The following is a 24,909-nucleotide window of genomic DNA, read 5'->3' on the forward strand; positions in this document are numbered from 1 at the left end:
GCAGCGGACGGAAGCGACACGGGGCCGCTGCCGTCGGTGCCTTACCAGCTGTACTTCACGCTGGTCATGACGGTGCGGCGCAGGCCCGGGTAGCAGGAGATCGGGCTGTCGCAGGTGGCGGCATAGTCCTCGTCCAGCAGGTTCTGCGCGTTCACCGAGAGGGTCACGTTCTTGTTCAGCGGGTAGCTCACGCCGGCGTCGAACAGGGTGTAGTTGTCGACGTGGTAGGTGTTGGCGTTGTTGCCGTAGAGCGAGCCGGTGTAGCGCACGCCGCCGCCGATGGAGAGGCCGTCGACCGCGCCTTCGTGGAAGGTGTAGTTCAGCCAGCCATTGGCCATGTGCTCGGGTACGTTGGCCGGGCGGTTGCCCTCGTTGGCGTCGTTGCTCTTGGTGATCTTGGCCTTGGTGTAGGTGTAGGAAGCCAGCAGGTCCCAGTTCTCATCCAGCTTGGCCTTCAGCTCGGCCTCGATGCCGCGCGAGCGCTGCTCGCCGGTGGGCTCGTTGAAGCCAGTCGGCACGCCGTTGGCACTGAGCTGCGGGGTGAGGATGTTTTCCTTGGTCAGCTCGTAGGCGGCCAGGGTGATCAGCAGCGTCTCGTCCGGCTGGAACTTCACGCCGGCCTCGTACTGGTGGGCTTCGCTGGACTTGAACGCGCCGCCATCCGGGCCGAGGCCGGAGTTCGGCACGAAGGACTCGGAGTAGCTGACGTAGGGCGCCAGGCCGAAGTCGGTCAGGTAGGTCACGCCGACGCGGCCGGTGAAGGCGTTGTCCTTCTGCATGCTGTGCGCGCCGGTATGGCTGTCCAGGTCATTGCGCACGTAGTCGTAGCGGCCACCGGCGGTGAGGATCCAGTGGTCGTCGAACTTGACCTGATCCTGCAGGTAGGCGCCGACCTGCTCGATGTTCTGGTTGTAGTCGATCGCCTGGCCGGGGAGGGTGGTGTCCTTGGTCGGGCGCTGCACGCTCTGGCCGTACTGCGGGTTGTCCAGGTTCAGCGACGGGCCGAGGGTGCGCCAGCGGGCGATGTCGGCGTCCTGCCAGCTGTAATCGACGCCCATCAGCAGGGTGTGCTTGATGGAACCGGTGTCGAAGTTGGCCTGGAGCTGGTTGTCCAGGTTGAAGGTGTCCATGTGCTGGTCGAAACGGTCGGCGGTACGGATGATGTTGCGACCGACCTGGGCTTGCGGCAACAGGTTGGCGAACACCAGGTCGACCTGGCCATAACGCGCGTTCTGGCGGAACTCCCAGACATCGTCGAAGCGATGGCGGAACTCGTAGCCGAGGGTGTACTGGTCCTGGCTGAAGTGGTTGTAGCTATGGTCGCCCAGCAACGTGCCGGTGGTGTGGCCGTTGACGCTGTAGTCGAAGATCGAGCCGGAGTTGCGGTCACGCAGGAAGTCGGTGAGCACGGTCAGGCTGGTGTCTTCGTCCGGCGCCCAGGTGAAGGACGGGGCGATGTAGTAGCGGTCGTCCTCGACCTCGTGGCCGTCGTCGTATTCGGCCTGGGTGTTGGCATCGCGGGCCAGGCCCACCACGCGGTAGAGGAACTGGTTCTGCTCGTCCAGGGCGCCGCCGAGGTCGAACTGGCCCTGCTTGCGGTCATGGTTGCCGCCGGTCAGCTGGACTTCGTTGATGTGATTGGCAGTGGGTTTCTTGCTCACGCGGTTGACGATGCCGCCGGCGTCGCCCAGGCCGAACAGGCTGGAGGACGGGCCACGCACCACGTCGATACGCTCGAAGGCATAGGGCTCGCTGCGAAAGAACGCATAGCTGTTGTTCTGCTGACGCAGGCCGTTGAGGTAGTCACTGGTGGCCTGCGCGTTGAAGCCGCGGATGTACATCCAGTCGAAGCCCTTGGGGTCCAGGCCATAGGCTTCCACCTTGACGCCCGGCACGTAGCGCAGCGCTTCGGTTACTGTCTGGGCGCCCTGGGCGTCCATCTGCTTGCGGGTGATCACCGAGATCGACTGGGGGATTTCCAGCAGCGGGGTGTCGGTCTTGCTGCCGCTGTTGGAGGTGCGCGGCACATAGCTGTCTTCACCCTCGACGGTGCCGGTGATGACCTGGGCGGACATGTTCAGGGTGTCGCCACTGGCGGAGTCGGCGCCCAGCAGGGTCACGCGGCTGCCTTCCACCTGGTACTTGATGCCGGTGCCCTGCAGCAGACGCTCCAGCGCCTGGGTAGGCTCCATCTCGCCGCGTACACCGGGCGCCCGCAGGTTCTGCACCTGGGTCTGGTTGAAGACGATCTGCAGGTTCGACTGCGCACCCAGGCTGGTGAGGGCGGAGGCCAGCGACTGGGCCGGGATGTCGATACGGACCGGGGCGGCCTCGGCGGCGGAGGCCGCCAGTACCATCCCCAGGGCGGTGGCGCGGACCAGGCGGGCCAGGGGCTTCACCGGGTGCCGGGATTGCAGCGCAGTGCGGGTGCGACTCACTTTGTTAGCTCCTATGATCTTAATGCAGTTTCTAATAAGAATGATTCAGCTTTATGTGACGCGCCGGCTGAAAAAAACCGGAAGAATCCGTTCGATCTTTTTTTATTGCTGAGCGACGACCGCGGGAAAGGCGGCCATCCAGGCCGCCGGGCCGTCAGTGCAGCGCCACGCCAGAAGCACCAGGCGTGGCTGCGCTGCGCTGCTCCTCGACCGCCACGATCTGCCCGGCGCGCATGCGCAGCAGGCGGTCGGCGACGTTGAAATAACGGTCATCGTGGGAAATCACGATCAGCGTCTTGCCCTGGGCGCGCAGCTCGGGCAACAGCTCGGTGTAGAAAATCCGCCGGAACTCGGGGTCCTGGTCCGCGGCCCATTCGTCGAACACCAGCACCGGGCGCTTCTCCAGCCACGCCTGCACCAGCGCCAGGCGCTTGCGCTGGCCGGTGGACAGGTCGATCGTCGAGAACTCCTGGCCGTGCAGGCTGACCTTATGGGCGATCTCCAGGCGCTCCAGGTAGCGACCGGCTTCGACCGGGATGTCCTGGCTGCCCTTGAGCAGGTCCTCGAACAGGAAGTAGTCGGCGAAGATGGTGGTGAACAGTTGGCGGTAGTCGTCGCGATTGCCATCGCCGACCGCTTCGCCATTGAGCAGCAGCTCGCCAGCGCGCGGGGCGTAGAGGCCGAGCAGCAGCTTGATCATGGTGGTCTTGCCGCAGCCGTTGTCGCCGGCGATGAAGAGGATTTCCCCGCGATTCACCGTCAGGTTCAGCGGGCCGACGGCGAAGCCACTGGAACCGTCGTCGGTGGGGTAGTGGTAGGCCAGGTCGCGCAGCTCGATGGAGTGGAACTCCTGTGCCGGGCGACCATCGTCGGCCAGCAGCAGGTTCGGTTCCGGGGAGGAGAAACGCACCGACAACTCGGCGATGCGGCGGAACGCGACCTGTGCACGGGTGACCACCGGCAGCTGGCCGATCAGTCCTTCCAGCGGGCCCTTCATGTACAGCAGCACCAGGATGAAGCCGGACAGCGTCGCCTGGTCGGTGCTCGGCCACAGCGACTGGTAGGCCAGGGCCACGCCGATGACGATGAAGAACAGCGTCGAACCGAAACCCTTGGCCACGTTGAACAGGTTGATCGAGCGCAGCTGGATGTCGCAAATCTCGTCGGCGGTGCCTTGCAGGCGCTCGCTGTAATGCTGGAAGCGGCGCGGGCGGCTGATGCGCAGCTCCTTGGCGCCCTCGGCGATGGCGCGGTAGTGCTTCTGCAGCTCGTCTTCCTTGTCCCGTGCTTCGAAGAAGCCCTTGATGCCCTTGGCCCGTGCGACGTACTGCACGGCGCTGCCGACGACGATGGCGATAGCGGTGGCGAGGAACATCGGCGGCGACAGCCAGGCCAGGTAGCCCAGGCAACCCAGCGTCGTGGTCAGCGCGACGGCCAGCGGCGCGAAGGCGAAGGCGAAGTCGCTGATGGTGTCGATGTCGTGGGTCAGCACGGGGATCAGGCGATGGCTGCGGTAGCGCTCGATCTGCTCGATGGGCGCGGAAATGATCTTGCTGCCCAGGTCCTTGCGCAGCCGTGCTATCACGTGCTGGCCGACGTAATTGGTGCCCATGTCGGAAATGATCGAGCCCAGCAGCGCCAGTACGCACAGCCCGGCGAAACCCAGCAGCAGGCCGGCGGGCATGCCACCCTGCGAATGCAGGCTGTAGTTGATGGTGGCGAGCAGCGCGGTGATGGCCGAGCCGCCGAGAATCCCCAGCAGGGTGGCGGCGGTCAGCGGCAGCCAGTGCGGCCGCAGCAGTTTGAGCATCTCGCGCAAGGCGCTTGGAGCGGGTGTCTGCATCGTCTTTTCCTGGACCCGGCCTGCCGGAAAGCAGGCCGCACAACGGGACGAGACGGCGCGCGAATCAGCAAATCATCGGCAAATCCGAATCGTTGCTATCAAGACGAATGAGCCGGGAGAAAACTGAAGAGAATTTGCGAATTTATCGCAAATGAGTCGGCACAGATGCTGAGGTCTCTGTAGGAGCGGACTCTGTCCGCGATCGGTGTCCGGCGCGAAGCGAGGCCAATCGCGGACAGAGTCCGCTCCTACAGTGGGGTTAGAGCTGAACGTAGCGGCTGGCGAGCACCATGCGGCCCTGGTGGTCCTTGCGCAGTTCCAGCGGCAGGACCTTGGGTAGCGAGTCCACCAGCGCCTGCAGGTCGTCGGTGCGGTAGATGCCGCCAATGCGCATGGCGGCAACGGTCGCATCGTCGAGGAACACCGGCTGCTTGAGGTAGCGATTGATCAGCGGGATGGCTGCTTGCAGCGTCAGGTCGTCGATCACCAGCTTGCCCTCGATCCAGGCGATGGCGCCCGCAGGCGCCACCTGGGCCAGCTCGATGCGCTGGCTGCCCTGGCTGTAGCGCGCCTGCATGCCCGGCGTGAGCTGGGCGCTGTTGCCGTCGACGCTGTCGGGCGGGCTGACCACCACCGAGCCTTCGAGCAGGGTGACCAGCATCTGGTGCGGGTCGGTCCAGACGTTGAAGCGCGTGCCGGTGACCCGTACGCTGCCGTTGTCGGTGTAGACCGAGAAGGGCTGCAAGGTGTCGTGGGTGACCCGGAAGTATGCTTCGCCGCCGCTTTTCAGCCAGGCACTGCGGCGATCGCGGAAGTCGGCGAAGATCAGTTGCGAATGGCTGTTGAGCTCGACTATCGAGCCGTCGGCCAACTCGACCTCGCGTGCGCCGGGTTGCGCGGCGTAGTAGCCGACCTTCGACGGCAGCCAGCCAGCGGACCAGCCGGCCGACCACAGGGCGCCAATGGCCACCAGCATGCCAGCGGCCACGGCGACGATGCGCTTGCCACGGCGTGGGCGACGGGCACTGCTGTGGCGGCGATCGTTCGAAGGCGTCGCTGCGATCGGGGCGGGCGCTACTCGCGGAGTCGCTGGCAGCAGTTCCGAAAGCTGCCAGATCTCCAGCATCGCCTGGTACTCCTCCTCGTGGCGCGGGTCGACTTCGAGCCACTGCGCGAATTCGGCGCGCTCGGCATCGCTGCACTCTTCATCGTGCAGACGCGCGCACCAGTGCGCGGCTTCGGCGCTGACGCGGTCATCGTCGAACGGGGCGGGGGAGCTGGTCATCAGGAATCTCGGTGAGGCCGTTTGCGGCCGATATCACACTTTCTTTTCGCGTTGATGCGAGTGATTATAAATAAGCCTGACTCGGACTGTCAGCAGGCGCCTACAGCCTCGACTGTTTTTCATAGGATGCCCGACGGGGTGGAAAGCGCGTTCATCCGTTATTACAAGGAATTGGTCCTGTACCTCAATCGCCGCCTTGGCGACCGGCAGGTGGCTGCCGATCTGACGCAGGAGGCTTTCCTGCGCCTGCTCGACCGCAAGGGTGACGAGCATATCGAACAACCCCGCGCATTTCTCTATCGCACTGCCGTCAACCTGAGCATCGACCTGCACCGGCGTGGCCGCGTGCGCCGCACCGAAGAACTGGAAAGCCTCGACCGCGAAGGCTGCCTCGATGAGCGCTGCCCGCAGGAAGAGGCCAGCCGGCAGCAGCAACTGCAATTGCTCCAGCGCGCCCTCAGGGAGTTGCCCGAGGCCTGCCGTCGCGCTTTCCTGCTGCGCAAGGTCGATGGCTGCAGCCATGTCGAGATCGCCGAAGCCATGGGTATCTCCCGCGACATGGTGGAGAAGCACATCGTCAACGCGATGAAGCACTGCCGGCTGCGGCTCAGGGCCTGGGGCGGGCAGGGCTAGGCGCGGTTCGTCAGCCGCCCTCGCGTAGGAGCGGACTTCGTCCGCGATCGAATCATTGCCACTCCAATCGGTCAGGGAGCGGGGTCATCACATCGCGGACGGAGTCCGCTCCTACGCTACGCTGATGCATTCACATGGAAAGACGCGCCAGCTCCGCCGGGATTTAGTCCCGCGCGGCTCCTGCGCATTTTTCGAGCCCCGCCTGGCACGCCGTCATTCTGAAATTTTCATGACTTAGTGAGAATCATTCTAAATTTCCGAAAGCCTGTCTCGTCTCTCCAGATAACGCGCTATCGACAGCGCAAATCACGGGCGACACGCAGGAGCGAGCGCCGACCGCCGGATGGCGGGGCGCTCCGGGCAGAGCAGTAAGCCGCCGCCTCCTGCGTGATCCCGCCCCACGGCCATCGCGATACAGGACATTGGCACCATGACCCAGATGATTACCCCGACCTACGACGTGCTCGGCATCGGTTTCGGCCCCTCCAACCTGGCGCTGGCGATCGCCCTGCAGGAGCAGGCGCGACGCGAGGGCCGCCACTACCACGCGCTGTTCCTCGACAAGCAGGCCGACTATCGCTGGCACGGCAATACCCTGGTGGCACAGAGCGAGCTGCAGATTTCCTTCCTCAAGGACCTGGTCACCCTGCGCAACCCCACCAGCCCCTACAGCTTCGTCAACTACCTGCATGCGATGGGGCGGCTGATCGACTTCACCAACCTGGGCACCTTCTACCCGTGCCGCATGGAGTACAACGACTACCTGCGCTGGGTCAGCGAGCAGTTCGCCGAGCAGCGCGTCTGTGGCGAGACGGTCAGCCGCGTGGAGCCGGTGCAGGGCCCGGACGGCATCGAGCTGGTCAAGGTGCTGTCCACCGATGCCCGCGGCCACGAGCGCTTCCGCCTGGCCCGCAGCGTGGTGGTGAGCACCGGCGGTACGCCGCGCTTCCCGTCCGCCTTCAGCCACCTGCGTGACGACCCGCGCGTGTTCCACCACGCCCGTTACCTGGAGTGCATGGCCAAGCAGCGCTGCAACCAGAACGAGCCGATGCGCATCGCGGTGATCGGCGGCGGCCAGAGTGCGGCGGAAGCCTTCATCGACCTGAACGACAGCTTCCCCTCGGTGCAGGTCGACATGGTCCTGCGCGCCGCCGTGCTCAAGCCGGCCGACGACAGCCCCTTCGTCAACGAAATCTTCGCCCCGCGCTACACCGACCTGGTGTTCAACGAGCCCAAGGCCGAGCGCGAGAAGCTCATCCAGGAGTTCCACAACACCAACTACTCGGTGGTCGACCTTGACCTGATCGAGCGCATCTACGGCATCTTCTACCGCCAGAAGGTAGCGGGCGTGGATCGCCATGCCTTCCTTTGCCGGCGCAATGTCGAGGCCGCCAAGGCTGACGCCGATGGCATCGAGCTGACCCTGCGCGACAGCGCTACCGGCGCCGTGGAAACTCATCGCTACGACGCCGTGATCCTCGCCACCGGTTACGAGCGCAAATCGCACCGCGAACTGCTCGCACCGCTGCAGGATTACCTGGGTGATTTCGAGGTGGGCCGCGATTACCGCGTGCTGGCGGATGAGCGCCTGCATGCCGGCATCTACCTGCAGGGCTTCACCCAGGACAGCCACGGCCTGAGCGACACGCTGCTGTCGGTGTTGCCGATGCGCGCGGAAGAAATCGCCGCGTCGCTGTTCGAGCACCTGCCACCGCACGAAGCCGCGCACAAGCCGACGCGCCCGCTGACCGCGGAAAGCGCCTGAGCCAAATGGCCCGGAACTGATTTCCGGGCCGACTAAATTCCTGCCGACCCTGCTCGTCTTACGGGCGGGGTCGTTGCATTCACCAAAGGGTACCCACTATGACACCCAGCTTTTCCCTGCCGTTGCCCGATGGCCGCCAGCTCTCCGCCGACCTTGGCGCGCAGAGCCTGACGCTGCTGCTGGACGGCCAGCCATTGCTGACGGCGCAACGCGAAGGCGAGTGCTGGCAGCTCGACGCTGCAGTCAGTCGCGATGCCCTGTGGGCCCTGGCCTATTGGAGCTTCGCCAGTGACCCGCAGAGCGAGCGTGTGCAGTTCGCTGCCGCCAACGTGCCCGCCGAGGCCTTCGAGCAAGGCCTGGTGAGCCGCGATGAAGTTGGCGGGCGCCTGCAGATCGAGCGTGCGACGTTCTGGCAATTGCCTGCTGCCTGGCACAAGGGCATCGCCAGTGCCGATTACCCGCAGGTCTATCGCATGAGCAGCGGCCGTCGTCATCCGCTGCGCGCACCCAAGCCGCAGGGCGAAGTCTATCGCCGCTTCGATGTGAAGCTGGGGCAATGGATTTCCCTGCGCAGCCTGGACATCGAACTGGACCTTGAGCGCTTCAACCGCTGGCAGAACAGCCCCCGCGTGCTCGAGTTCTGGCAGGAAGGCGGCACCCTGGAACAGCACCGCGCCTACCTGGAAAAAGCCGCTGCCGACCCGCACACCACTACCCTGATCGGCTGTTTCGACGATCAGCCCTTCGCCTACTACGAAGCCTACTGGGCCAAGGAAGACCGCATCGCGCCGTTCTACGAAGTGGGCGATTACGACCGCGGCATCCACATGCTGGTCGGCGAGGAATCCCATCGCGGCCCGCACAAGGTGGAAAGCTGGATGACCGCCCTGGTGCACTACCTGCTGCTGGACGACCCGCGCACCCAGCGCATCGTCGCCGAGCCGCGCGCCGATAACGCGAAGATGATCGGCCACATGCAGCGCCTGGGCTTCTGGCGCGAGAAGGAATTCAACTTCCCGCACAAGCGCGCCGCGCTGATGGTGCAGAGCCGGGAAACCTTCTTCGAGCGTTGCACGCTGTGCTGATAGCGCTGCTCTGCTGGATCGAGGGCCGTGTGACCGAGGGCTGCCGGTGATCGCAGCCCTCGCGCCGCTGTACTTCGGCGAGTTCGCCAGCTATCGCGAAGTGCTGGTGACCCGCGACGACCCACGCCCGTCCGTACCGGCCCGCACGCTGCTCGAGCGCGAGATGCTCGACAGCGTGCTGCGCCGCTTCGATCCCGCGCATGCCGACGGCGACCGTCGCGCACTGGCCTCGCAGTGGTCGAAGTGGTATCTGGTGCGGATCATCCCGCCAGTCGTCGCCGCAGCGTTGGTGCTGGGCCGCTCGCTGCCGCTGGACTTCGACGAGGTGGAAGTGGTGCTGGATGCCGCGGGCATTCCCGAGGCTTTCAAATTGCCGGGGGAGGGCGGGCAGTTCGCTGCACCGCCGGGAGATCCGTTCCAGCGCTTTGCCCATCTGCTGGAAGGCCACCTGCGGCCCTTCATCCAGACCCTCGCCGCTGAGGTGCGCCTGTCGCCCAGGGTGCTCTGGAGCAATGCCGGGAATTACTTCGAGTGGTTCATCGGCGAGATGGGCAAGTTGCCGCCGCTGGCACCGATGCTCGGGCACGGTCGCGAGCTGCTGGAGACCGAGCGCCGCCCGGATGGCACGCGCAATCCGCTGTACAAGCCGATCCAGTATGTCGAGGTGTCCTGCGCGCAGCGCCCGGACGGGCTCTGGCGGCAGCGGCGAACCTGCTGCATTCGCTATCGCCTGGATGAGATGGGCAATTGCGATAATTGCCCGCTGATCGATGAGCCGCCGGTAGAACCCAGCGATCTCTAGCTTAAGAGCTGGAAGTACGCGCAACGCTGGATTTCAGCGCCGCATCGGCGCGAGTTGAAATATCTGGTTTCGCCCCCTCGGGCGACTCACTTTGGAAAGACCCAAAGTAAGCAAAGGTCTTGCCCCTCCATCCGGTTTTTCGCTTAGGCGAAAAATTCCCTCGTTGAAGCGCAGTTTCAGGGGCACGCCGCGAAGGGCCTTCCCTGGCCCATCACGGCTCTCGCGGCATCCATGCCGCTCAACCCCTGAAACTGCGCTTCAACGAGGCCTCCTGAAAGGGGCTGACCGGAGTGTGCGGATATTTCTGTGGAAATCCTGAAGAGCAAAATCCGAAGCTATGGACATGCGCCGGTTCTGCTCTCGTAGGAGCGGGCTCCGTCCGCGATCGGTCAGGCGCCGCTGTGGATTCGTAGGCTGAATCCGCGCTCAGCAACTCAGCGCAGATAACTGATCGGCGAGCCATCCACCGGGTTGCTCAGCACGCCCATGGGAATGCCATAGATGTCTTCCAGCGTGTCGCCACGCATCAGCTCGGCCGGCGAGCCCTGGGCCAGCAGGCGGCCGCCGTGCAGGGCGATCAGGTGGTCGCAGTAACGTGCCGCCATGTTGATGTCGTGCAGCACCACCAGCACGCCCAGGCCCAGCTCGCGGCTCAGTTCATGGACGCGGGAAAGCACTTCCACCTGGTGGGCGATGTCCAGCGCCGAGGTCGGTTCGTCCAGCAGCAGGTAGCGGCTGTTCTGCGCCAGCAGCATGGCCAGCCAGACGCGCTGGCGCTCGCCGCCGGAGAGCAGGTCTACCGGGCGCTCGGCGAAGGCGAGGGTGTCGGTCAGGTCCAGCGCGCGGTCGATCTGCTTGCGGTCTTCGCCAGTCACGCGGCCCAGCGCGCCATGCCAGGGGTAACGGCCAAAGGCGACCAGCTCGCGCACGGTCAGGCCGTCGGTCTGCGGCAGCTGTTGCGGCAGGTAGGCGACCTGGCGCGCGAAGTCGCGGTTGCCCCAGTCCTGCAGCGGCTTGCCATCCAGGCGGATGCTGCCGCTGCTGGCCTGTTGCTGGCGGGCCAGCAGCTTGAGCAGGGTGGATTTGCCCGAGCCGTTGTGGCCGATCAGGCCGATCATGTTGCCGTCGGCCAACTGCAGGCTCAGCGGTTGCAGAAGGGTGCGACCGGGGACGCTGAAACTGACATTTTCCAGTTCGAACATGGGGTCATCCATCAGGGCGGCAGGGCCGGAAAAAGCGGGAGCCCGACTCTAATCCAATCGCTAATGGTTATCAATTTTCCCGGACCTCGCGGAACCGCCGGATCGATTGCCTGTCCCTGAGCGAAAGCGCTTATGATTCAACGCTGTAATTGATCGGATGGGCCCATGGAGTCTGCTGTCGAACGCTACAAACGCCTGCTCGCCGAGGCCATGGCGCGTTATTTCCCCCGTACCACCGAATACCTGCGCGCCGAGCGCGAAGCGGCGCAGCCGCAGCCTCGTGGACGCGGCAAGACCAAGGGCAATGCCAAGGCACCGGCCAAGCGCACGGCGAAAACCAGGAAGGATGGCGAGGGGCCTGCGCCAAGGCGCCCGCGCGCTCCTGCCGTAGCCGGCATCTACGGCACCGCCAAGGCGCCCGATGAACAGCTTGCCCTGGACATGCGCCAGCGCGTGGCCCAGGCCGCCGCCCACGGCGTGATCAGCCAGCCTTCGGACGAACAGTGGGCGATGATCCTCGCGCCCGAACCGCTGACCCGCATCTTCGCCGGCGCCGGCTCTGGCAAGTCCACCACACTAGTCCTGCGCGTGGTCTACATGCTCTGCCACCTGGGCATCGAGGCCGAGCGGGTAACGGTTATTTCCTTCACCAATGCGTCCTGCGCGCAACTGCGCGAGCAACTGGTGAAAGTGCTCGGCTACTGGGGGCATCCGCTCGACGCGGCCCAGGCGCGCCAGTGCGTGCGTACCTTCCACTCGGCCATGGGCACACTGGCAAAGGTGGCGCTGAAGAACCCACGCTGGTTCGAGCAACTGGACGAACGCACGCCGGCAGACGAGCTGGACAACCCGCTGCTCGCTGGGCGCCTGCGCCCGGCGCAGCAACGCCTGCTCAAGCAGGTCTACCAGCAGTGCTATGCCGACCAGCATGAATTCCGCGTTCTGGTACACCAGCTGCTGGAACTGTCGCCACCGCCGGAGGCCGGCGAGGACGGCAAGCCGCCGCGCATCGGCAAGGCACCACTGGATGCTTTCAAACTGTCTGGCGAATTCGTCGCCCTGCCGCTGTTCGAGGCCTTCCATTCCCAGTCCGGGTTCATCGAGAGCATCGGCCTGCGCATCGCCCAATTGCAGCCGAAGAAGCTCGCTTGCCCGCCGCGCGAACGGCAGTTCATCGAAGCGCTGCAACTGTACTGGGCAGCCTTCGAGGTGGTCTTGCAGGAGCAGGGCCTGCTGACCTTCAACCTGGCCTTCCAGCGTCTGACTGACCAGCTCGGCGACGGCAAGCTGCCGGCTGCGGCCCTGGCGCCGTTCCAGCATCTGCTGATCGACGAGTTCCAGGATGTTTCGCCGCAGATCGTGCAGTGGTTGCAGGCGCTGCATCGCGACCTGGCCAAGCGCGGCGAAGCCGTCAGCCTGATGGCCATTGGTGACGACTGGCAGTCGATCTACGCCTGGCGCGGCAGCTCGCCGGAGCTGTTCATGGACTTCGACCGACACTTCCCCAGCAAGGGCCGGCGCAAGAGTCGCGTGCTGCTGCTGGAAACCAACTACCGCAGCATCGACCCGGTGATCCGTGACGGCGATCGCGTGCTCGCAGGCGTGGCCAGCAAACAGGCCAAGACCTGCCGCGCATTTAAGACAGCGGAGGCGGGCGATCATGGGGTCAGGCTGGTGCAGCGTTTCGATGCACGCAACAACCTGCCGATTCTGCTCGAAGAGATCCGCAAGCAGTGCGAGCACGTCGCCACGCGCGGATCACGGGAGAAGACTGCCGTGCTGCTGCTCAGCCGCCGCAACGAGACCCTGCAGACGATCCTCGGCGAGCTGGACCGCAAGCTGCCGGTGAAGGGCATGACCATCCACCGCGCCAAGGGCCTGCAGGCAGAAGTGGCGATCATCGTCGACGACTGCGCGTCGGCGGAGAAACACCCGCTGCGCAGCGCGCTGTACGCGGCCTCGGGCTTCTTTGCCAGCAGCTATGACCAGGCCCAGCAGGATGAGCAGTTGCGCCTTGCCTACGTGGCGATCACCCGCGGCGTGAGCCGGGTGTTCTGGTTCACCCGCAAGGCGCAGGGGCCGACGGCGATCCTGGCGATGCGGCGCAACGTGGAAACGGCTCCGGCCTGAGCCTGGATGTAAGCATCAATCGTCGCGGGTGAGGACTTCCAGCAGTTCGATTTCGAACAGCAGGTTGGAGTTGGGCTGGATGTGCGCACCGACCTGGCGCTCGCCGTAGGCCAGGTGCGCCGGCACGAAAAGCTTGCGCTTGCCGCCGACCTTCATGCCCATCAGGCCCTGGTCCCAACCCTTGATTACCCGGCCGGTGCCGATCACGCACTGGAAGGGGCGGCCCTTGTCGTAGGACGAATCGAAGACGCTGCCGTCTTCCAGGGTGCCCTTGTACTGGGTGGTGATCAGGGCGCCCTTGACCACGGCCTTGCCGTCGCCGACGACGATATCTTCGATCTGCAGTTCGTTGCTCATGGCGTTCTCCGCTGTAGCAGATGCGGCTCAAGCGCCGCGAGGGCGTGCGTTTTCGCAGGAAAGCGCGGCAAAGACAAGCCCTGGCGGCAAGGCTGGCGCACCCGCGTGGCGTGCTCCGACCGTCCGTCGCAATCCCTGGCGGGGCCGGGCAATTCGGCGAATCCGGCCAATGCTCAGCAGGCTGGGTGGCACGCACCGCCGGAGTCGGCAATCAACCCAACCAAGGAGATCGCCATGCACCGTATCAACCACGGATTTCTCATCGGCTTCATCGTCCTGGGCCTCAGCGCCTGCGCCGCAATGCCGGGCGGTGGTAGTGGAAGTGCCGGCGCGCCGGGGGAAATGGAGATTCGCACCGGCGTGGTCGAACAGGTCACCGAGACCCAGGTGCAGAGCAACCACGATACCGGTGTAGGGGCCATTCTCGGCGGCCTGGGTGGCGTGGCGCTGGGCAGCCTGATCGGTCGCGGCAGCGGCCGCGACGTGGCGATGATTGCCGGCGCGCTGGCCGGCGGCGTGGGCGGCAACTATGCCGAGCAGCGCCAGTACGACAAGCCGCAGGAGGCGCAGCAGGTCATCGTGCGGGTGAAGAGTGGCGTGCTGGTGTCGGTGACCCAGCCGGTGAATGCCGATCTCAAACCGGGGACGAAGGTCTACATCGAGGGCCAGGGCGCCGGTGCGCGGGTGGTGCCGCAGAGCGACTGAGTCAGACCGCCAGCTCGCGCAGAATCCAGTCGCGGAAGGCCCTGACTCGCGGATCATCGGCGCTGGCCTGCGGGTACACCAGGTTGTAGGCGTAGTCTTCGGCGACCCGCACGCCCAGCTCGAACGGCTGCACCAGCAGGCCCTGTTCCAGCTCGCGGGCGACCATGGCGTGGTCGGCCAGCCCGACCGCGCCACCCTCCAGCACCGCTTGGACCACGTGGCTGGTGTCTTCAAAGGTAACGCAGGCGCTGGCATCGAAATCGTCCACGCCGGCCGCGGCCATCCAGCGTGACCAGTCCGGCCAGGCTGCGCCTTCGGTTTCACACACCACGTGGCACAAGGTGTGGGCCTGCAGGTCGCGCGGCTCGCGCAATGGCGGCCCGTCCTCGAGCAGGCTCGGGCAGCACACCGGCACGATCTGGGTATCGAACAGGCGCTCGGCCACGAGGCCGGGATAGCGCCCGCTGCCGAAGCGAATGGCCAGGTCGATGTCGTCGACGGCGAAGTCGCGCAGTTCGTCGCTGACGTCGAAGCTGAGCTTCAGCCCGGGGTGCAACGCGCGGAACTGCGGCAGGCGCGGCAACAGCCAGTGCGTGGCGAAGCGCGCGGTGAGCGAGACCCGCAATTGCTCGGACGACCGCGCCAGCCGCCGCGCCCGCACGGTGGCACGGTGCAGCAGGCCGAGGGATTCGACGGCCGCTTCCAGCAGCAGGGCGCCCGCCGGGGTCAGTTGGATACTGCGGCTGGTGCGCACGAACAGGCCAAGGCCGAGCTGGTCTTCCAGCTCCTTGATCTGGTGGCTGACCGCCGCGGGCGTCAGGCCGACCTCTTCGGCAGCACGGGTAAAATTCAGGTGGCGGCCGGCGGCCTCGAAAGTGCGCAGCGAGCGAATGCCGGGGAAGGGTCGGCCCATTGATCTTCAAATCCTATTTGATGATCTGACGAGAAATACTCGTTTCTCCTGGATTCGTCAAAGGCTGATAGTGATCTCACCTGATGTTGAATTTGAAGATCACCGAGCAGAGGAAGCCAAGCCATGTCAGCCGCCATCCATCCCTACATCACCCAACGCAATGCCCGCCCCGCCAGCGCCGATGATCTGGCGCCCCTGGCTTTCGCCGGCTACGCGCACTTCACCGCCATGCAGGTGCGCGACGGCGGCATCCGTGGCCTGGACCTGCACCTGGAGCGCCTGCGCAATGCCTCGCAGCGCTTGTTCGGCCAGGGCCACTCCGATGAGGAGATTCGTGCCGCCTTGCGTACCGCGCTGGAGCAGGCACCGGAAGACGTATCCCTGATGGCGACGGTCTACTCGCCCGCTGGGGAATTCACCGTCGCCGGCCCCGAGCATCGCCCCGAGCTGCTGGTGCGCACCGCACCGCCGTCCGATGGCCCACAGGGACCGCTGGCCCTCGCTATTGCCGGGCACGAGCGGGTGCTGCCGGAGATCAAGCACGTCGGCGAGATCGCCAAGACCTGGTACTTGCGTGAAGCGGTGGCCGCCGGCTTCGACGATGCGGTGTTCACCGACCACCGTGGCCGCTTCAGCGAGGCAACCATCTGGAACCTGGCGTTCTGGGACGGTGAAAGCGTGGTCTGGCCGCGGGCGAAAATGCTTACCGGCACCACCATGGGCATCCTCCAGCGGCAACTGGAACGGCAGGGCGTGCGCCAGGTCACGCGCGCCATCGACCAGCAGGACCTGCCGCGCCTGGCCGGCGCGGTGGTGATGAACTCGTGGACGCCGGCGGTGCCGGTGAGTCGTATCGGCGACGTGGAAATCCCGGCGGCGCCGGAGTTCGTTGAACTGCTGCAGCGCGCCTTCGAGGCGGAGCCGCGTGTACAGCCCTGAGGATTGGGCTGTTCGCGAGCAAGCTCGCCCAATAATCAGGCTGGCAGACTGTAGGGCGAATAACCTGGAACAGGTTATCCGCCGGCGATGGTTCGGCGGATAACGCTGACGCGTTATGCGCCCTACGAAAATCCTGCAGGTGCATGCGCGCAGCTCTTTGTAGGAGCGAGCTTGCTCGCGAACAGGGGCTCAATCCAGATGCGCAGTAAAACCGGTTGCCTGAGGATTGATCTCCTCGCGCAGGATCAGCTCGGGAATCTGGTAATCGCCGCCGTTCTGCCGGCGGAAGGGGATGGGAGCGGTGGTCTGGAGCGTGTCCAAACGCTCGCCGAGCTCCCGTTCGATCTGTCTGTAGCGCTCGCCATCCACCCGGCTGGTGCGGTAGACCAGGTACGCCGGCAGCACCTCGAAGCCGGGGTAATACAGCATGCCGTGGTGGATCGGGAACAGCAGGTCGTCGATCGGGCCGTTGATGCCGCGGGGGCTGTAGTGCGACTCCCAGCCGCCGGTGGTGACCACCAGCATGGCGCGTTTGCCGGCGAGGTTGCCTTCGCCATAGCGGTCGCCCCAGCGCGCGTCGGAGTGCTCGCCGACGCCATAGGCGAAACCGTAGGCATAGACCCGCTCGAACCAGCCCTTGAGGATCGCCGGCATGCTGAACCACCAGAGTGGGAATTGCAGGATCACAGTGTCGGCCCAGCGCAGCTTTTCCTGCTCGGCGGCGATGTCCGTGCTCTGCCGGCCGGCGGCGTAGGCGCGCTGGGAGTCCAGCGAGGGGTCGAAACGCGCTTCGGGATCGCGATCGAGGCTGTCGGAAGCGTCGATCTGGGCCTTCCAGTTCATCGCGTACAGGTCCGAGACCTGCACGGCATGGCCAGCCGCCTGCAGGTGGCGCACGGCGAAGTCCTTCAGCGAGCCATTGAGCGAACGCGGTTCGGGGTGGGCGTAGACGATCAGTACGTTCATGAGTGCCTTCCTGTGAGTCATCCGGTGAGAGGGGATGAACGCAGGATGCGGATTGCCGGGGTATAGTTGAAATGAATATCCCGTATCCCAGGTATATCAATGAATAATCTGCGCAGGCTCGACCTCAACCTGCTGGTGACCCTCGACGTGCTGCTATCCGAGCACAACGTGACCCGCGCGGCCGAACGCTTGAACTTCTCGCAGCCTTCGGTGAGCGTGCATCTGGCCAAGCTGCGCGACATCTTCGACGACCCGTTGCTGCTGCCCGGCCCACGCGGCATGCGCCCGACAGCGCGGGCGGAATCCCTGCGCGAGCCATTGCGCCTGGCCCTGGAAGCGCTGGAACAGGCGGTGGCGCCATCAGCGCCCTTTGATCCGGCGCAGGCGAACAACACCTGGCGCATCGCCGCGACCGACTATGGCGAATCAACCATTCTGCTGCCGGCCTTGAGCGCCATTCGCCGTAGCGCACCGGGCACTCGCCTGGCTCTGCTGGAACTGTCGCCGCCGCGCATCGCTCGGCAGGCGGAGCAGGGCGAAATCGATCTGGCGTTCCATACCAGCGAAGGCAGCCCACCGGGCATGCGCCGGCGCACGTTGTTCACCGAGCGCTATGTGCTGGCCGGCCGCGCCGGGCATCCGAAGCTCAAGCGCAGACCGACCCTGGCGCAGTTCTGCCAGCTGGAGCATGTGATGGTGTCGCCCGATGGCGGCGGCTTCAGCGGTGTGACCGACGAGACGCTGGCGGCGGTTGGCCTGAGCCGGAAGGTGGCGCTGTCGGTGCCGCATTTTCTTTTCGTGATATCGGCCGTCGCCAGCAGCGACCTGGTGGCCATGGTGCCGGCGCGGCTGGTGCGGGATAACCCGGCGTTGCGGGTGGTGGAGGCGCCGGTAGAGGTTCCGGGTTACGAGATGTCGATGCTCTGGGACGAACGCTCGCACCGCGACCCGGCGCACCGCTGGTTGCGGGAGCAGATCGCCGCGTCAGTCTGAGCGTCAATGGCGTTTATGTAGGAGCGAGCTTGCTCGCGAACCGCCCAGCGTCGAAGTCGCCGGTAAGTCCTTGTTCGCGAGCAAGCTCGCTCCTACAGGGCCAAGTCCTGCGTTGGGCCTTCCCTCACCCCAACCCTCTCCCAAGGGGAGAGGGGGCCATCCGTGCCGGCTGACGATGTGGTTTCATCCTGTGCCGATCAGTTCCCTCCCACTTTGCAGCGGGGTGCGCAGCCAGGGCTAGGGTGCGGGGAATACAGGTGGCAGAGGCGTTCACCGTTACTGCGTAAATCGCATCCGCAACAGGTGCTTCAGCGAAGCCTCCAGCGTCTGCCCATGACTCATGCCGTCGAAGGCGTGGAACCGCGCCTGCATGCCGGGCACTTTGCCCACGCTTTCCACCAATTGCTGGGCAGCACGCGGCGCGCTGGGGGTGATGTCTTCGCGCGGTTTGAACGGTTCCTTGCCGCCGCGCATCAACAGCAGTTGCGCGGAGTGCCCGGCCAGCCGGGAGGCGAAGCCGTCCTGCTCATTGAGGATGGCGCCGTCACCCCACCACAGCGAAGGACTGGCCGGTGCGTAGAAACTGAACTGCTGCGGGCGGGTCAGCAACGCGTGCAGGGTCAGCAGGCCGCCATAGGAATGCCCCCAGAGCGTCTGGTTCGAGCGATCGATGGGCGCCCGGGCGGCAACGGCGGGAAGCATGCTGTCGCGCATCAGGTCGAGGAAGGCATCGGCGCCGCCGCTGGGGTCGCCGGTGAGTGGGTCTTTCTGTTCGGCCAGCTGCGGGCGCGGCGGGGTGTAGTCGCGGGTGCGGCCGCTGCGGTCGATGCGCAGTGGCGTCTGATATCCCACGGCGACCAATAACGGTGCCTTGCCGTTGTTCAGCTCAGCGAGGAGTTTCTCGTCCAGCGCACCGATGGCGGCGTTGCCGTCGAGCATCCACACCAGCGGATAGCCGGCGGCGGGTGCGGGATGGTTCGGGCGGGCAATCCACAGCTGGTAGTGGCGCTGGCCATCGGCGGAATCCAGCTTCAGCGCGCTGAAACGGTAGGCAAGGTCGCTGCGCTGCAGCAGGGTGGTGTCCATTTTCTGGTCGGGGGCAGGCGCGGCGTGCGCTGCCAGCCCCGGCACGGCGAAAGCCAGTGCCAGGGCCAGGAGGCGAAATCTCATCAGGCTGTTCTCGTGCTACGAATCAGAAGGACGCGGTGAGGCTGGTGTACAGGGTGCGGCCCGGTTCGTTGTAGGTGGCGGCGCCGGCGCCCTCGATGCCGTTCACCCCCTGGGCGTTGCCCTCGCGGAACAGGCGCTTGTCGAAGACGTTGTCGACCCCGGCGGTGAAGCTCAGGTACTTGGTGAACACGTAGGTGCCGCTCAGCCCGGCGATCGCATACGGCGAGAGCTGGTTGTTGGCGCTGCCGGTGACGCGGTCGCCGTGGTAGTCGTACTTCTTCGGCTTCTGCTTGCCGTACCAGGCGACGCTGGCCTGCAGCGACAGGGCGTCGGTGGCTTGCCAGTCGAGCATGGAGTTGAGGGTGTACTTCGGCGTTACCGAGAGCACGTCACCGGTTTCCTTGTTCTTCGATTGCAGCATGTAGGTGAAGTTGTTGCTCCACTTCAGCTGTTCCATCAACGGGATGGTCAGAGTGCCCTCCAGCCCTTCGACCAGCGCCTTGGGTACGTTCTCCCATTGGTAGATCGCCGCGTTGGCGTAGCTGCCGCTGCCGCCGCTGGCCTGATCGACCGGCGACAGGCCGGATTCGATCTTGTTCTTGTAGTCGTTGCGGAAGTAGGTCAGGCCGGCGATCAGGCCGTCCTGGTTGAACTCGATGCCCAGTTCCTTGTTGACGCTGGTTTCCGCCTTGAGGTCGTCGTTGCCCTGCAGGTAGCAGCTGGTGCTCTGCCCGTAGCAGCCCTGGCCACGGCTGTAGAGCAGGTAGTCGGGGTTGAGCTGGTACAGGTTCGGCGCCTTGTAGGCGCGGGCGATGCCGGCCTTCAGGGTGACGCTCTGGGTCAGTGCGTGGGAGATGTTCAGCGACGGGCTGAAGTTGTCGCCGACGATGCTGTGGTGGTCCCAGCGCAGGCCCGGGGTGAGCATGGTGCCGGGCAGCAGCTCGATGTTGTCCTCGGCGAACAGCGAGAAGATCTGCGCCTGCGAGGTAGTGTCGCGGTTGCTGCCGGCCAGGCCCGGTACCGAGCCGCCTTCGCTGGTGGTCTGGGTGTTGGCGCTGGGGTCGTCGAGCTTCTGCTGCACCCATTCGCTGCCCAGGGTCAGGGTCTGGTCGCGCCAGGCGTGCAGTGGCAGGTTCACTTCGCCGTGGGCGGTGAGGTCGCGCAGGGTGGCGGTGTAGAAGTCGGTGTTGCTGAAGATGCCCTCGGTGCCGCCAGCCAACCCTTCGTTGATGCGGCTGTTGCGGGTCTTCTCGTACTGCAGGTAGGCCATGGAACTGCCGAAGTCCCACTCGCCGCGATGGGTGATCGAGTAGTTCTCGCGGTACATGCGGTTGGTCTCGTGACCGAGCATGGACTTCACGTTGGCGTTGCTGTTGGTGTTCTGCGTATCGCCGGTATAGATGTTGCCCTGGCGGCTGAAACCGGCCTCGAAATCGAGGGTCTGCTCGGGTGTCAGGTGCCAGTTGAGCAGGCCGTTGACGTCCTTGTTGCGCACGCCTTCGCGGCCGGCGGGGAGGGTGCCGACCTGGTTGCCAGTGCGGTTGGATTCGTGGCCGGCGTTGATGTCCCAGTCGTCCGAATCGGTCTTGGCGACGTTGCCGTAGACGCGGTAGCTCAGGGTGTCGGTCAGCGGTCCGTTGAGGCCGAAGGTCATGCGCTGGGTGGCGCCTTCGTCCTTGTGCTGCGGGAAGTTGCTGTAGACAGTGACGTCGCCGTGGGTTTCCTTGCCGGCCTGCTTGGTGATGATGTTCACCACGCCGCCGGCCGCGCCGTTGCCGTAGCGCGCCGCCGCCGGGCCGCGCAGCACTTCGATGCGCTCCACCTGGTCGGCCGGCACCCAGTTGGTGTCGCCACGCGAGTCGCGCTCGCCGCGCCAGCCGTAGCGCACGGCGTTGCGGCTGCTGACCGGCTTGCCGTCGACCAGGATCATGGTGTTCTCCGGGCCCATGCCGCGGATGTCGATCTGCCGGTTGTTGCCGCGCTGGCCGCTGGTGGAGTTGCCGGTCAGGTTGACGCCGGGCATGGTGCGGATGATCTGCGACAGGTCGCTGGCCGGCGGGCGTTTCTTGATGTCCTCGGCGGTGATGATCGACACCCCGGGCATCTGCTTGGCTTCCTCGGCGGCGGTGGCGACGATGGTCTCGCTGTCGAACTCGACCACGTCGGAATCGGCGCTGGCGGCCTGCACGGCGAAGGACAGCAGGCAGCTGGAAAGCAGCAGGAAGGGCGGAAGGAACTGCATCGGACGGGAGGACATCGGTGATCTCCGGCGGAGGGCTATTACTGAGAGATCACAAATGATAATGAATGCTATTTGCCAGTAAAGCGCATTAACTTTCTAAACACTTGCATCAGCCTGTGGGGCCGGCGCGGCGGGCAGCAGCAGGTGCAGGCAGAGCCCGGCCTGGCCATTTTTTGCGCCGTTTTCAGCCCACAGACGGCCCTCCGCGAGCTCGATGCCGCGCCGCGCAATGGCCAGGCCGAGGCCGAATCCGCTGGACTCGGATGGCTGGAGGCGCTGGTACGGCTGGAAAATACGCTCCAGGTCTGCCTCGGCGACGCCGGGGCCATCGTCACTGACGCAGAGGTGCCAGAACGCGCCCTCGCGCCAACCATCCAGGCGTACTTTCCCGTTGCGCGGTGAATGACGGATGCCATTGCGCAGCAGGTTCTCGATGGCCTGGGCGAAGCTGTCCAGGTGCACCTGCACCGTGCAGTCGGTGCCCAGCGAGCAAGGCAGGCGTTCGGCATCCCAGCCGCTCTCGAAGCAGGCGTCTTCGCGCAGTGCTTCCCATACCGACAGCACCAGCACCGGCTCGCGTTCCAGCTGTGGCCGTTCGGTATCCATCCAGGCCAGGTCCAGGGTGTCTTCGAGCAGGCGCTGCATGTCGTTGATCTCACGGTCCAGCCGTTCGCGCAGTTGCTCCGCCGCCAAGTCGCTGTCGTGGGCGATGCGCAGGCGCGCCAGCGGCGTGCGCAGTTCGTGGGACAGGGTGCGCAGCAGCAGTCGTTGCTGGGCAAGGCTGTGGCGTAGCCGCTCGGCCATGTGATCGAAGGCCAGTGCCAGTTCACCCAGTTCATCGCGGCGATGGGCCAGTGGCGTGCCGGGTCCTTCGCTGTCCAGGTCGTCGGCGCGCAGGGCGTCGGCACGGGCGCGCAGGCGATTGAGCGGCAGCACCAGGTGGCGGTAGATCAGCAGGCCGAGGAGGGCGGCGAGCAGGGTCGGCACCACGCCGTGGCTGAACAGGTGCGTCCAGGGTGTCAGGCCACCGGGCAGCAGGCGCTCGGGCAATTGCATGACCAGCCGGCCGCGTTCGGGATGTGCGGGAAACTCGATGCTGACGTAGGGCAGTTCGTCCTGCAGGCGCCGGCTCATCGGCCAGTCGAGCTTGCGCATGAAGGTCAGGTGGCTGGATTCCTCGGCCGTCAGCGGCGTGGTGCCCAGGCTCTGCAGGTGCTCGCCGATCACCGCCACCCAGGTGTCCTCGGCGGCGGACAGCTCCTGGCGGAAGCGCTCGACACCTTCGGCGCCGTGCTGCTCGAAGACCATTTCGGCCTGCTCGGCATAGCGCGCGAGGTAGTCGCGATCGGCTTCGCCGAGGAAGTAGGTGCTGCGCTCCAGCGACAGGCCCCAGGTCCAGATCAGCCAGGTCAGCAGCAGGCAGAAGCCGACCTGCAACGCGGCAAGCTTCCACAGCAGCGGATGGCGACGCATCAGTGGCGCTCCGCGTCCACCAGGATGTAGCCCTGGCCGCGCACGGCCTGGATCTGCACCTGCTGCGCACCGATCGCGGCGAGCTTGCGGCGCAGGTTGCAGACGTGCACGTCGAGCCCGCGGTCGAGGCGCGTGTAGGCGCGGTGCAGCACGCTCTGGTAGAGGAAGCTCTTGCTCAGCGCTTCGCCGGCATGGGCGTTCAGCGTGGCCAACAGGCGATATTCGGAATGCGTCAGCCCGGCGTGTTCACCATGGCGGGAAACGTCCTGCAACTCATCGTCGAACTGCAACGAGCCCTGCACCGGTGGCGCGGCGCGTGCGCGATCCAGATTGACCCGGCGCAGCAGCGCATCGATGCGCGCATCCAGCTCCGCCAGGCTGAAGGGCTTGGGCAGGTAGTCGTCGGCGCCACGGGTGAAGCCGGTGATGCGGTCCTGTTCGGCGCCCAGTGCAGACATCAGCATCACCGGCGTAGCACGCTGGCTGCGCAGGGTATCGAGCAGGGACAGGCCATCGACGCCGGGCAGCATGATGTCCAGCAGGACCAGGTCGAAGTCGTTCTGGTGAACGGCTACGAGGCCCTGGTCACCGTTGGCGCAGGTGGTGACAGAAAAGCCGCGCTGACAGAAATGGCGTTCGAGGTCCAGGCGGAGACGGGAATCGTCTTCCACCAGCAAGAGGGAAGGGGACACAGCAGACCTTGATGAGCATTGCTTTGATGAGAATGTTTAGCATTTGCAAATATCTCATCTCTCCCGGCCAGAAGGCAATGGCAATCTGCCGCGAAGCCCTCAGACCCAGCGTCGCACCCGCTCGCAGAACGCGTCGAACTCGCTACCGAACAGCTCGCGCAGTGCATGTTCCTCCGGGCGGATCTGGAAACGCCCGATATACAGCACGAAGGCTGCGACGCCGAGCAGTGCCGGCACCGAACCGAGGAGTACGCACCAGCCCAGCAGGATGATGGCGAAGCCCAGGTACATGGGGTTGCGGGTATGCCGGTAGATGCCGGCGACCACCAGGGACGAGGCGCTCTCCGGCTTCAGCGGATTGACCGTAGTGCGCGCGCGACGGAAGGACGCCACGCCCGCCAGGCAGATCGCGACTCCGGCCAGCACCACCAGCAGGGCCAGCCACAGGCGGTTGCCCAGCGGGTCGATCGGGCGTACGGCGAGCCACATCAGCGCAGCGCTGATGATCGCCACCAGGGGCGGGGGAATACGGTGTTCCAGCCAATCCATGAGCGTTCTCCGGGCCAGTGCGGCCATCTCCAGTGAGGTGCCAACACTAGCCCAGATTGCTTTCGTTAGCGTGCCTCAGCGCGGTCGGCGCACCGCGCGGACCTTGCCGCTGTTGCCGCCACCGCAGTAGAAGCGCTCGGCGCCATCGGCTTCCAGCCCGGAAACATGCACGCCCTCGGGCATGTCCAGTTGCTCCAGAACCGCCCCGGACTGCGGGTCGATGCGGCGTAGCTCGCTGTAGGTCGCTTCCGGCTCCCAGGTGCCATGCCAGAGTTGGCCGTCGACCCAGGTCACGCCGGTGACGAAACGATTTGAATCAATCGTGCGCAGGATTTCGCCGCTCTCCGGGTCGATCTGGTGAATCTTCCGCGCGCGGTACTCGCCGACCCAGAGTGACCCTTCCGCCCAGGCCATGCCGGAATCGCCGCCATTGCCGGGTGCGGGAATGCTCGAGAGCACCTTGCCGCTGCCGGGGTCGATCTTCTGGATTCGGCTTTCGGCGATCTGGTAGAGGTAGGTGCCGTCGAACGCGGTGCCGGCGTGGGCCGGTACGTCGATGCTGCGCTCCAGGCGACCGTCCTGCGGGTCGAGGCTCTGCAGGCGCTCGCCGACGGCGAACCAGACCCGCTGGCCATCGAAGGTCAGGCCATGCACGCTGCTGACGCCGGGGAACGGGCCGTACTCCTGCAGCACCTGCGCCGGGGATTGCTTGTAATGGGTGGTCATG

The 24,909-nt window shown here is 65.5% G+C and carries 21 protein-coding genes; 8 read left to right on the forward strand and 13 right to left on the reverse strand.

The genetic code is table 11. From position 1 onward, the window contains the following. Positions 1–41: 41 nt before the first annotated feature. From N5C91_RS10390 to N5C91_RS10400, 3 genes are all read right to left on the reverse strand, one after another. Positions 42–2,438 (reverse strand): TonB-dependent siderophore receptor, encoded by a 2,397-nt coding sequence (locus N5C91_RS10390; protein ID WP_279829399.1) that lies wholly within the window; start codon positions 2,436–2,438, stop codon positions 42–44. Between the two features lie 154 nt (positions 2,439–2,592). Continuing rightward, complete coding sequence (locus tag N5C91_RS10395; RefSeq protein ID WP_279829401.1) at positions 2,593–4,281, reverse strand: cyclic peptide export ABC transporter; 1,689 nt, start codon at positions 4,279–4,281, stop codon at positions 2,593–2,595. Positions 4,282–4,540: 259 nt separating this feature from the next. Then, the gene (locus N5C91_RS10400; RefSeq protein WP_279829403.1) at positions 4,541–5,566 is read right to left on the reverse strand and encodes a FecR family protein; all 1,026 of its coding nucleotides are present in this window, start codon (positions 5,564–5,566) and stop codon (positions 4,541–4,543) included. Positions 5,567–5,704: 138 nt separating this feature from the next. Between N5C91_RS10400 and N5C91_RS10405 the strand changes: the two genes are divergently transcribed. The 4 genes from N5C91_RS10405 (at position 5,705) to fhuF (ending at position 9,851) form a co-directional block, all read left to right on the forward strand. Next, complete coding sequence (locus N5C91_RS10405) at positions 5,705–6,199, forward strand: sigma-70 family RNA polymerase sigma factor (protein ID WP_279829405.1); 495 nt, start codon at positions 5,705–5,707, stop codon at positions 6,197–6,199. A gap of 430 nt (positions 6,200–6,629) precedes the next feature. Continuing rightward, positions 6,630–7,964, forward strand: coding sequence for a SidA/IucD/PvdA family monooxygenase (locus N5C91_RS10410; RefSeq protein WP_279829407.1), 1,335 nt, complete (start codon positions 6,630–6,632; stop codon positions 7,962–7,964). A gap of 98 nt (positions 7,965–8,062) precedes the next feature. Beyond that, complete coding sequence (locus N5C91_RS10415) at positions 8,063–9,049, forward strand: GNAT family N-acetyltransferase (RefSeq protein WP_279829408.1); 987 nt, start codon at positions 8,063–8,065, stop codon at positions 9,047–9,049. Between the two features lie 46 nt (positions 9,050–9,095). Beyond that, positions 9,096–9,851, forward strand: a complete 756-nt coding sequence (gene fhuF, locus N5C91_RS10420; protein WP_279829410.1) for a siderophore-iron reductase FhuF — start codon at positions 9,096–9,098, stop codon at positions 9,849–9,851. Positions 9,852–10,285: 434 nt separating this feature from the next. On the opposite strand, the gene N5C91_RS10425 is transcribed toward fhuF, so the two are convergent. Next, positions 10,286–11,053 carry an ATP-binding cassette domain-containing protein gene (locus N5C91_RS10425; protein ID WP_279829412.1) on the reverse strand — a complete coding sequence of 256 codons (768 nt, stop codon included), beginning with the start codon at positions 11,051–11,053 and terminating at the stop codon, positions 10,286–10,288. A gap of 165 nt (positions 11,054–11,218) precedes the next feature. Here N5C91_RS10425 and N5C91_RS10430 point away from each other — a divergent pair, with 165 nt between their 5' ends. Next, positions 11,219–13,183 carry a DEAD/DEAH box helicase gene (locus N5C91_RS10430; protein WP_279829414.1) on the forward strand — a complete coding sequence of 655 codons (1,965 nt, stop codon included), beginning with the start codon at positions 11,219–11,221 and terminating at the stop codon, positions 13,181–13,183. Between the two features lie 15 nt (positions 13,184–13,198). Here the strand turns inward: N5C91_RS10430 and N5C91_RS10435 are convergent, their stop codons facing one another. Next, positions 13,199–13,540 carry an FKBP-type peptidyl-prolyl cis-trans isomerase gene (locus N5C91_RS10435; RefSeq protein WP_236175924.1) on the reverse strand — a complete coding sequence of 114 codons (342 nt, stop codon included), beginning with the start codon at positions 13,538–13,540 and terminating at the stop codon, positions 13,199–13,201. A 234-nt stretch (positions 13,541–13,774) separates the two neighbouring features. Between N5C91_RS10435 and N5C91_RS10440 the strand changes: the two genes are divergently transcribed. Next, positions 13,775–14,245, forward strand: coding sequence for a glycine zipper 2TM domain-containing protein (locus N5C91_RS10440; RefSeq protein WP_279829419.1), 471 nt, complete (start codon positions 13,775–13,777; stop codon positions 14,243–14,245). 1 nt (position 14,246) lies between these two features. Here N5C91_RS10440 and N5C91_RS10445 read toward each other — a convergent pair whose 3' ends face one another. Then, on the reverse strand, positions 14,247–15,158 hold the full coding sequence (locus N5C91_RS10445) for a LysR substrate-binding domain-containing protein (RefSeq protein ID WP_279829421.1): 912 nt from the start codon (positions 15,156–15,158) through the stop codon (positions 14,247–14,249). Between the two features lie 123 nt (positions 15,159–15,281). Here N5C91_RS10445 and N5C91_RS10450 point away from each other — a divergent pair, with 123 nt between their 5' ends. Beyond that, positions 15,282–16,097: an aminotransferase class IV family protein gene (locus N5C91_RS10450; protein WP_279829423.1), complete on the forward strand. Its 816-nt coding sequence runs from the start codon at positions 15,282–15,284 to the stop codon at positions 16,095–16,097. Between the two features lie 189 nt (positions 16,098–16,286). Here N5C91_RS10450 and N5C91_RS10455 read toward each other — a convergent pair whose 3' ends face one another. Next, a complete protein-coding gene (locus tag N5C91_RS10455; protein WP_279829425.1) occupies positions 16,287–17,063 on the reverse strand; it encodes an NAD(P)H-dependent oxidoreductase in 777 nt (258 codons plus the stop codon). A gap of 99 nt (positions 17,064–17,162) precedes the next feature. Here N5C91_RS10455 and N5C91_RS10460 point away from each other — a divergent pair, with 99 nt between their 5' ends. Next, positions 17,163–18,056, forward strand: coding sequence for a LysR family transcriptional regulator (locus N5C91_RS10460; protein WP_279829427.1), 894 nt, complete (start codon positions 17,163–17,165; stop codon positions 18,054–18,056). Positions 18,057–18,332: 276 nt separating this feature from the next. Here the strand turns inward: N5C91_RS10460 and N5C91_RS10465 are convergent, their stop codons facing one another. The 6 genes from N5C91_RS10465 to N5C91_RS10490 all read right to left on the reverse strand — a co-directional run bounded on the left by N5C91_RS10465 (position 18,333) and on the right by N5C91_RS10490 (position 24,908). Next, complete coding sequence (locus tag N5C91_RS10465) at positions 18,333–19,226, reverse strand: alpha/beta hydrolase (protein WP_279829429.1); 894 nt, start codon at positions 19,224–19,226, stop codon at positions 18,333–18,335. Positions 19,227–19,248: 22 nt separating this feature from the next. Continuing rightward, positions 19,249–21,483 (reverse strand): TonB-dependent siderophore receptor, encoded by a 2,235-nt coding sequence (locus N5C91_RS10470; protein WP_279829431.1) that lies wholly within the window; start codon positions 21,481–21,483, stop codon positions 19,249–19,251. Between the two features lie 81 nt (positions 21,484–21,564). Beyond that, positions 21,565–22,941 (reverse strand): sensor histidine kinase, encoded by a 1,377-nt coding sequence (locus N5C91_RS10475; protein ID WP_279829433.1) that lies wholly within the window; start codon positions 22,939–22,941, stop codon positions 21,565–21,567. Next, the gene (locus tag N5C91_RS10480) at positions 22,941–23,633 is read right to left on the reverse strand and encodes a response regulator transcription factor (protein WP_236202188.1); all 693 of its coding nucleotides are present in this window, start codon (positions 23,631–23,633) and stop codon (positions 22,941–22,943) included. Before N5C91_RS10480 ends, N5C91_RS10475 begins: the two co-directional genes overlap by 1 nt. A 99-nt stretch (positions 23,634–23,732) precedes the next feature. Then, complete coding sequence (locus N5C91_RS10485; protein WP_279829436.1) at positions 23,733–24,182, reverse strand: isoprenylcysteine carboxylmethyltransferase family protein; 450 nt, start codon at positions 24,180–24,182, stop codon at positions 23,733–23,735. 75 nt (positions 24,183–24,257) lie between these two features. After that, positions 24,258–24,908 carry a glutamine cyclotransferase gene (locus tag N5C91_RS10490; RefSeq protein ID WP_236202190.1) on the reverse strand — a complete coding sequence of 217 codons (651 nt, stop codon included), beginning with the start codon at positions 24,906–24,908 and terminating at the stop codon, positions 24,258–24,260. Between the last annotated feature and the right edge of the window lies 1 nt (position 24,909).

Origin of the sequence: Pseudomonas sp. GD03903, from assembly GCF_029840045.1 — a bacterium.
GTDB lineage: Bacteria > Pseudomonadota > Gammaproteobacteria > Pseudomonadales > Pseudomonadaceae > Pseudomonas > Pseudomonas pseudonitroreducens.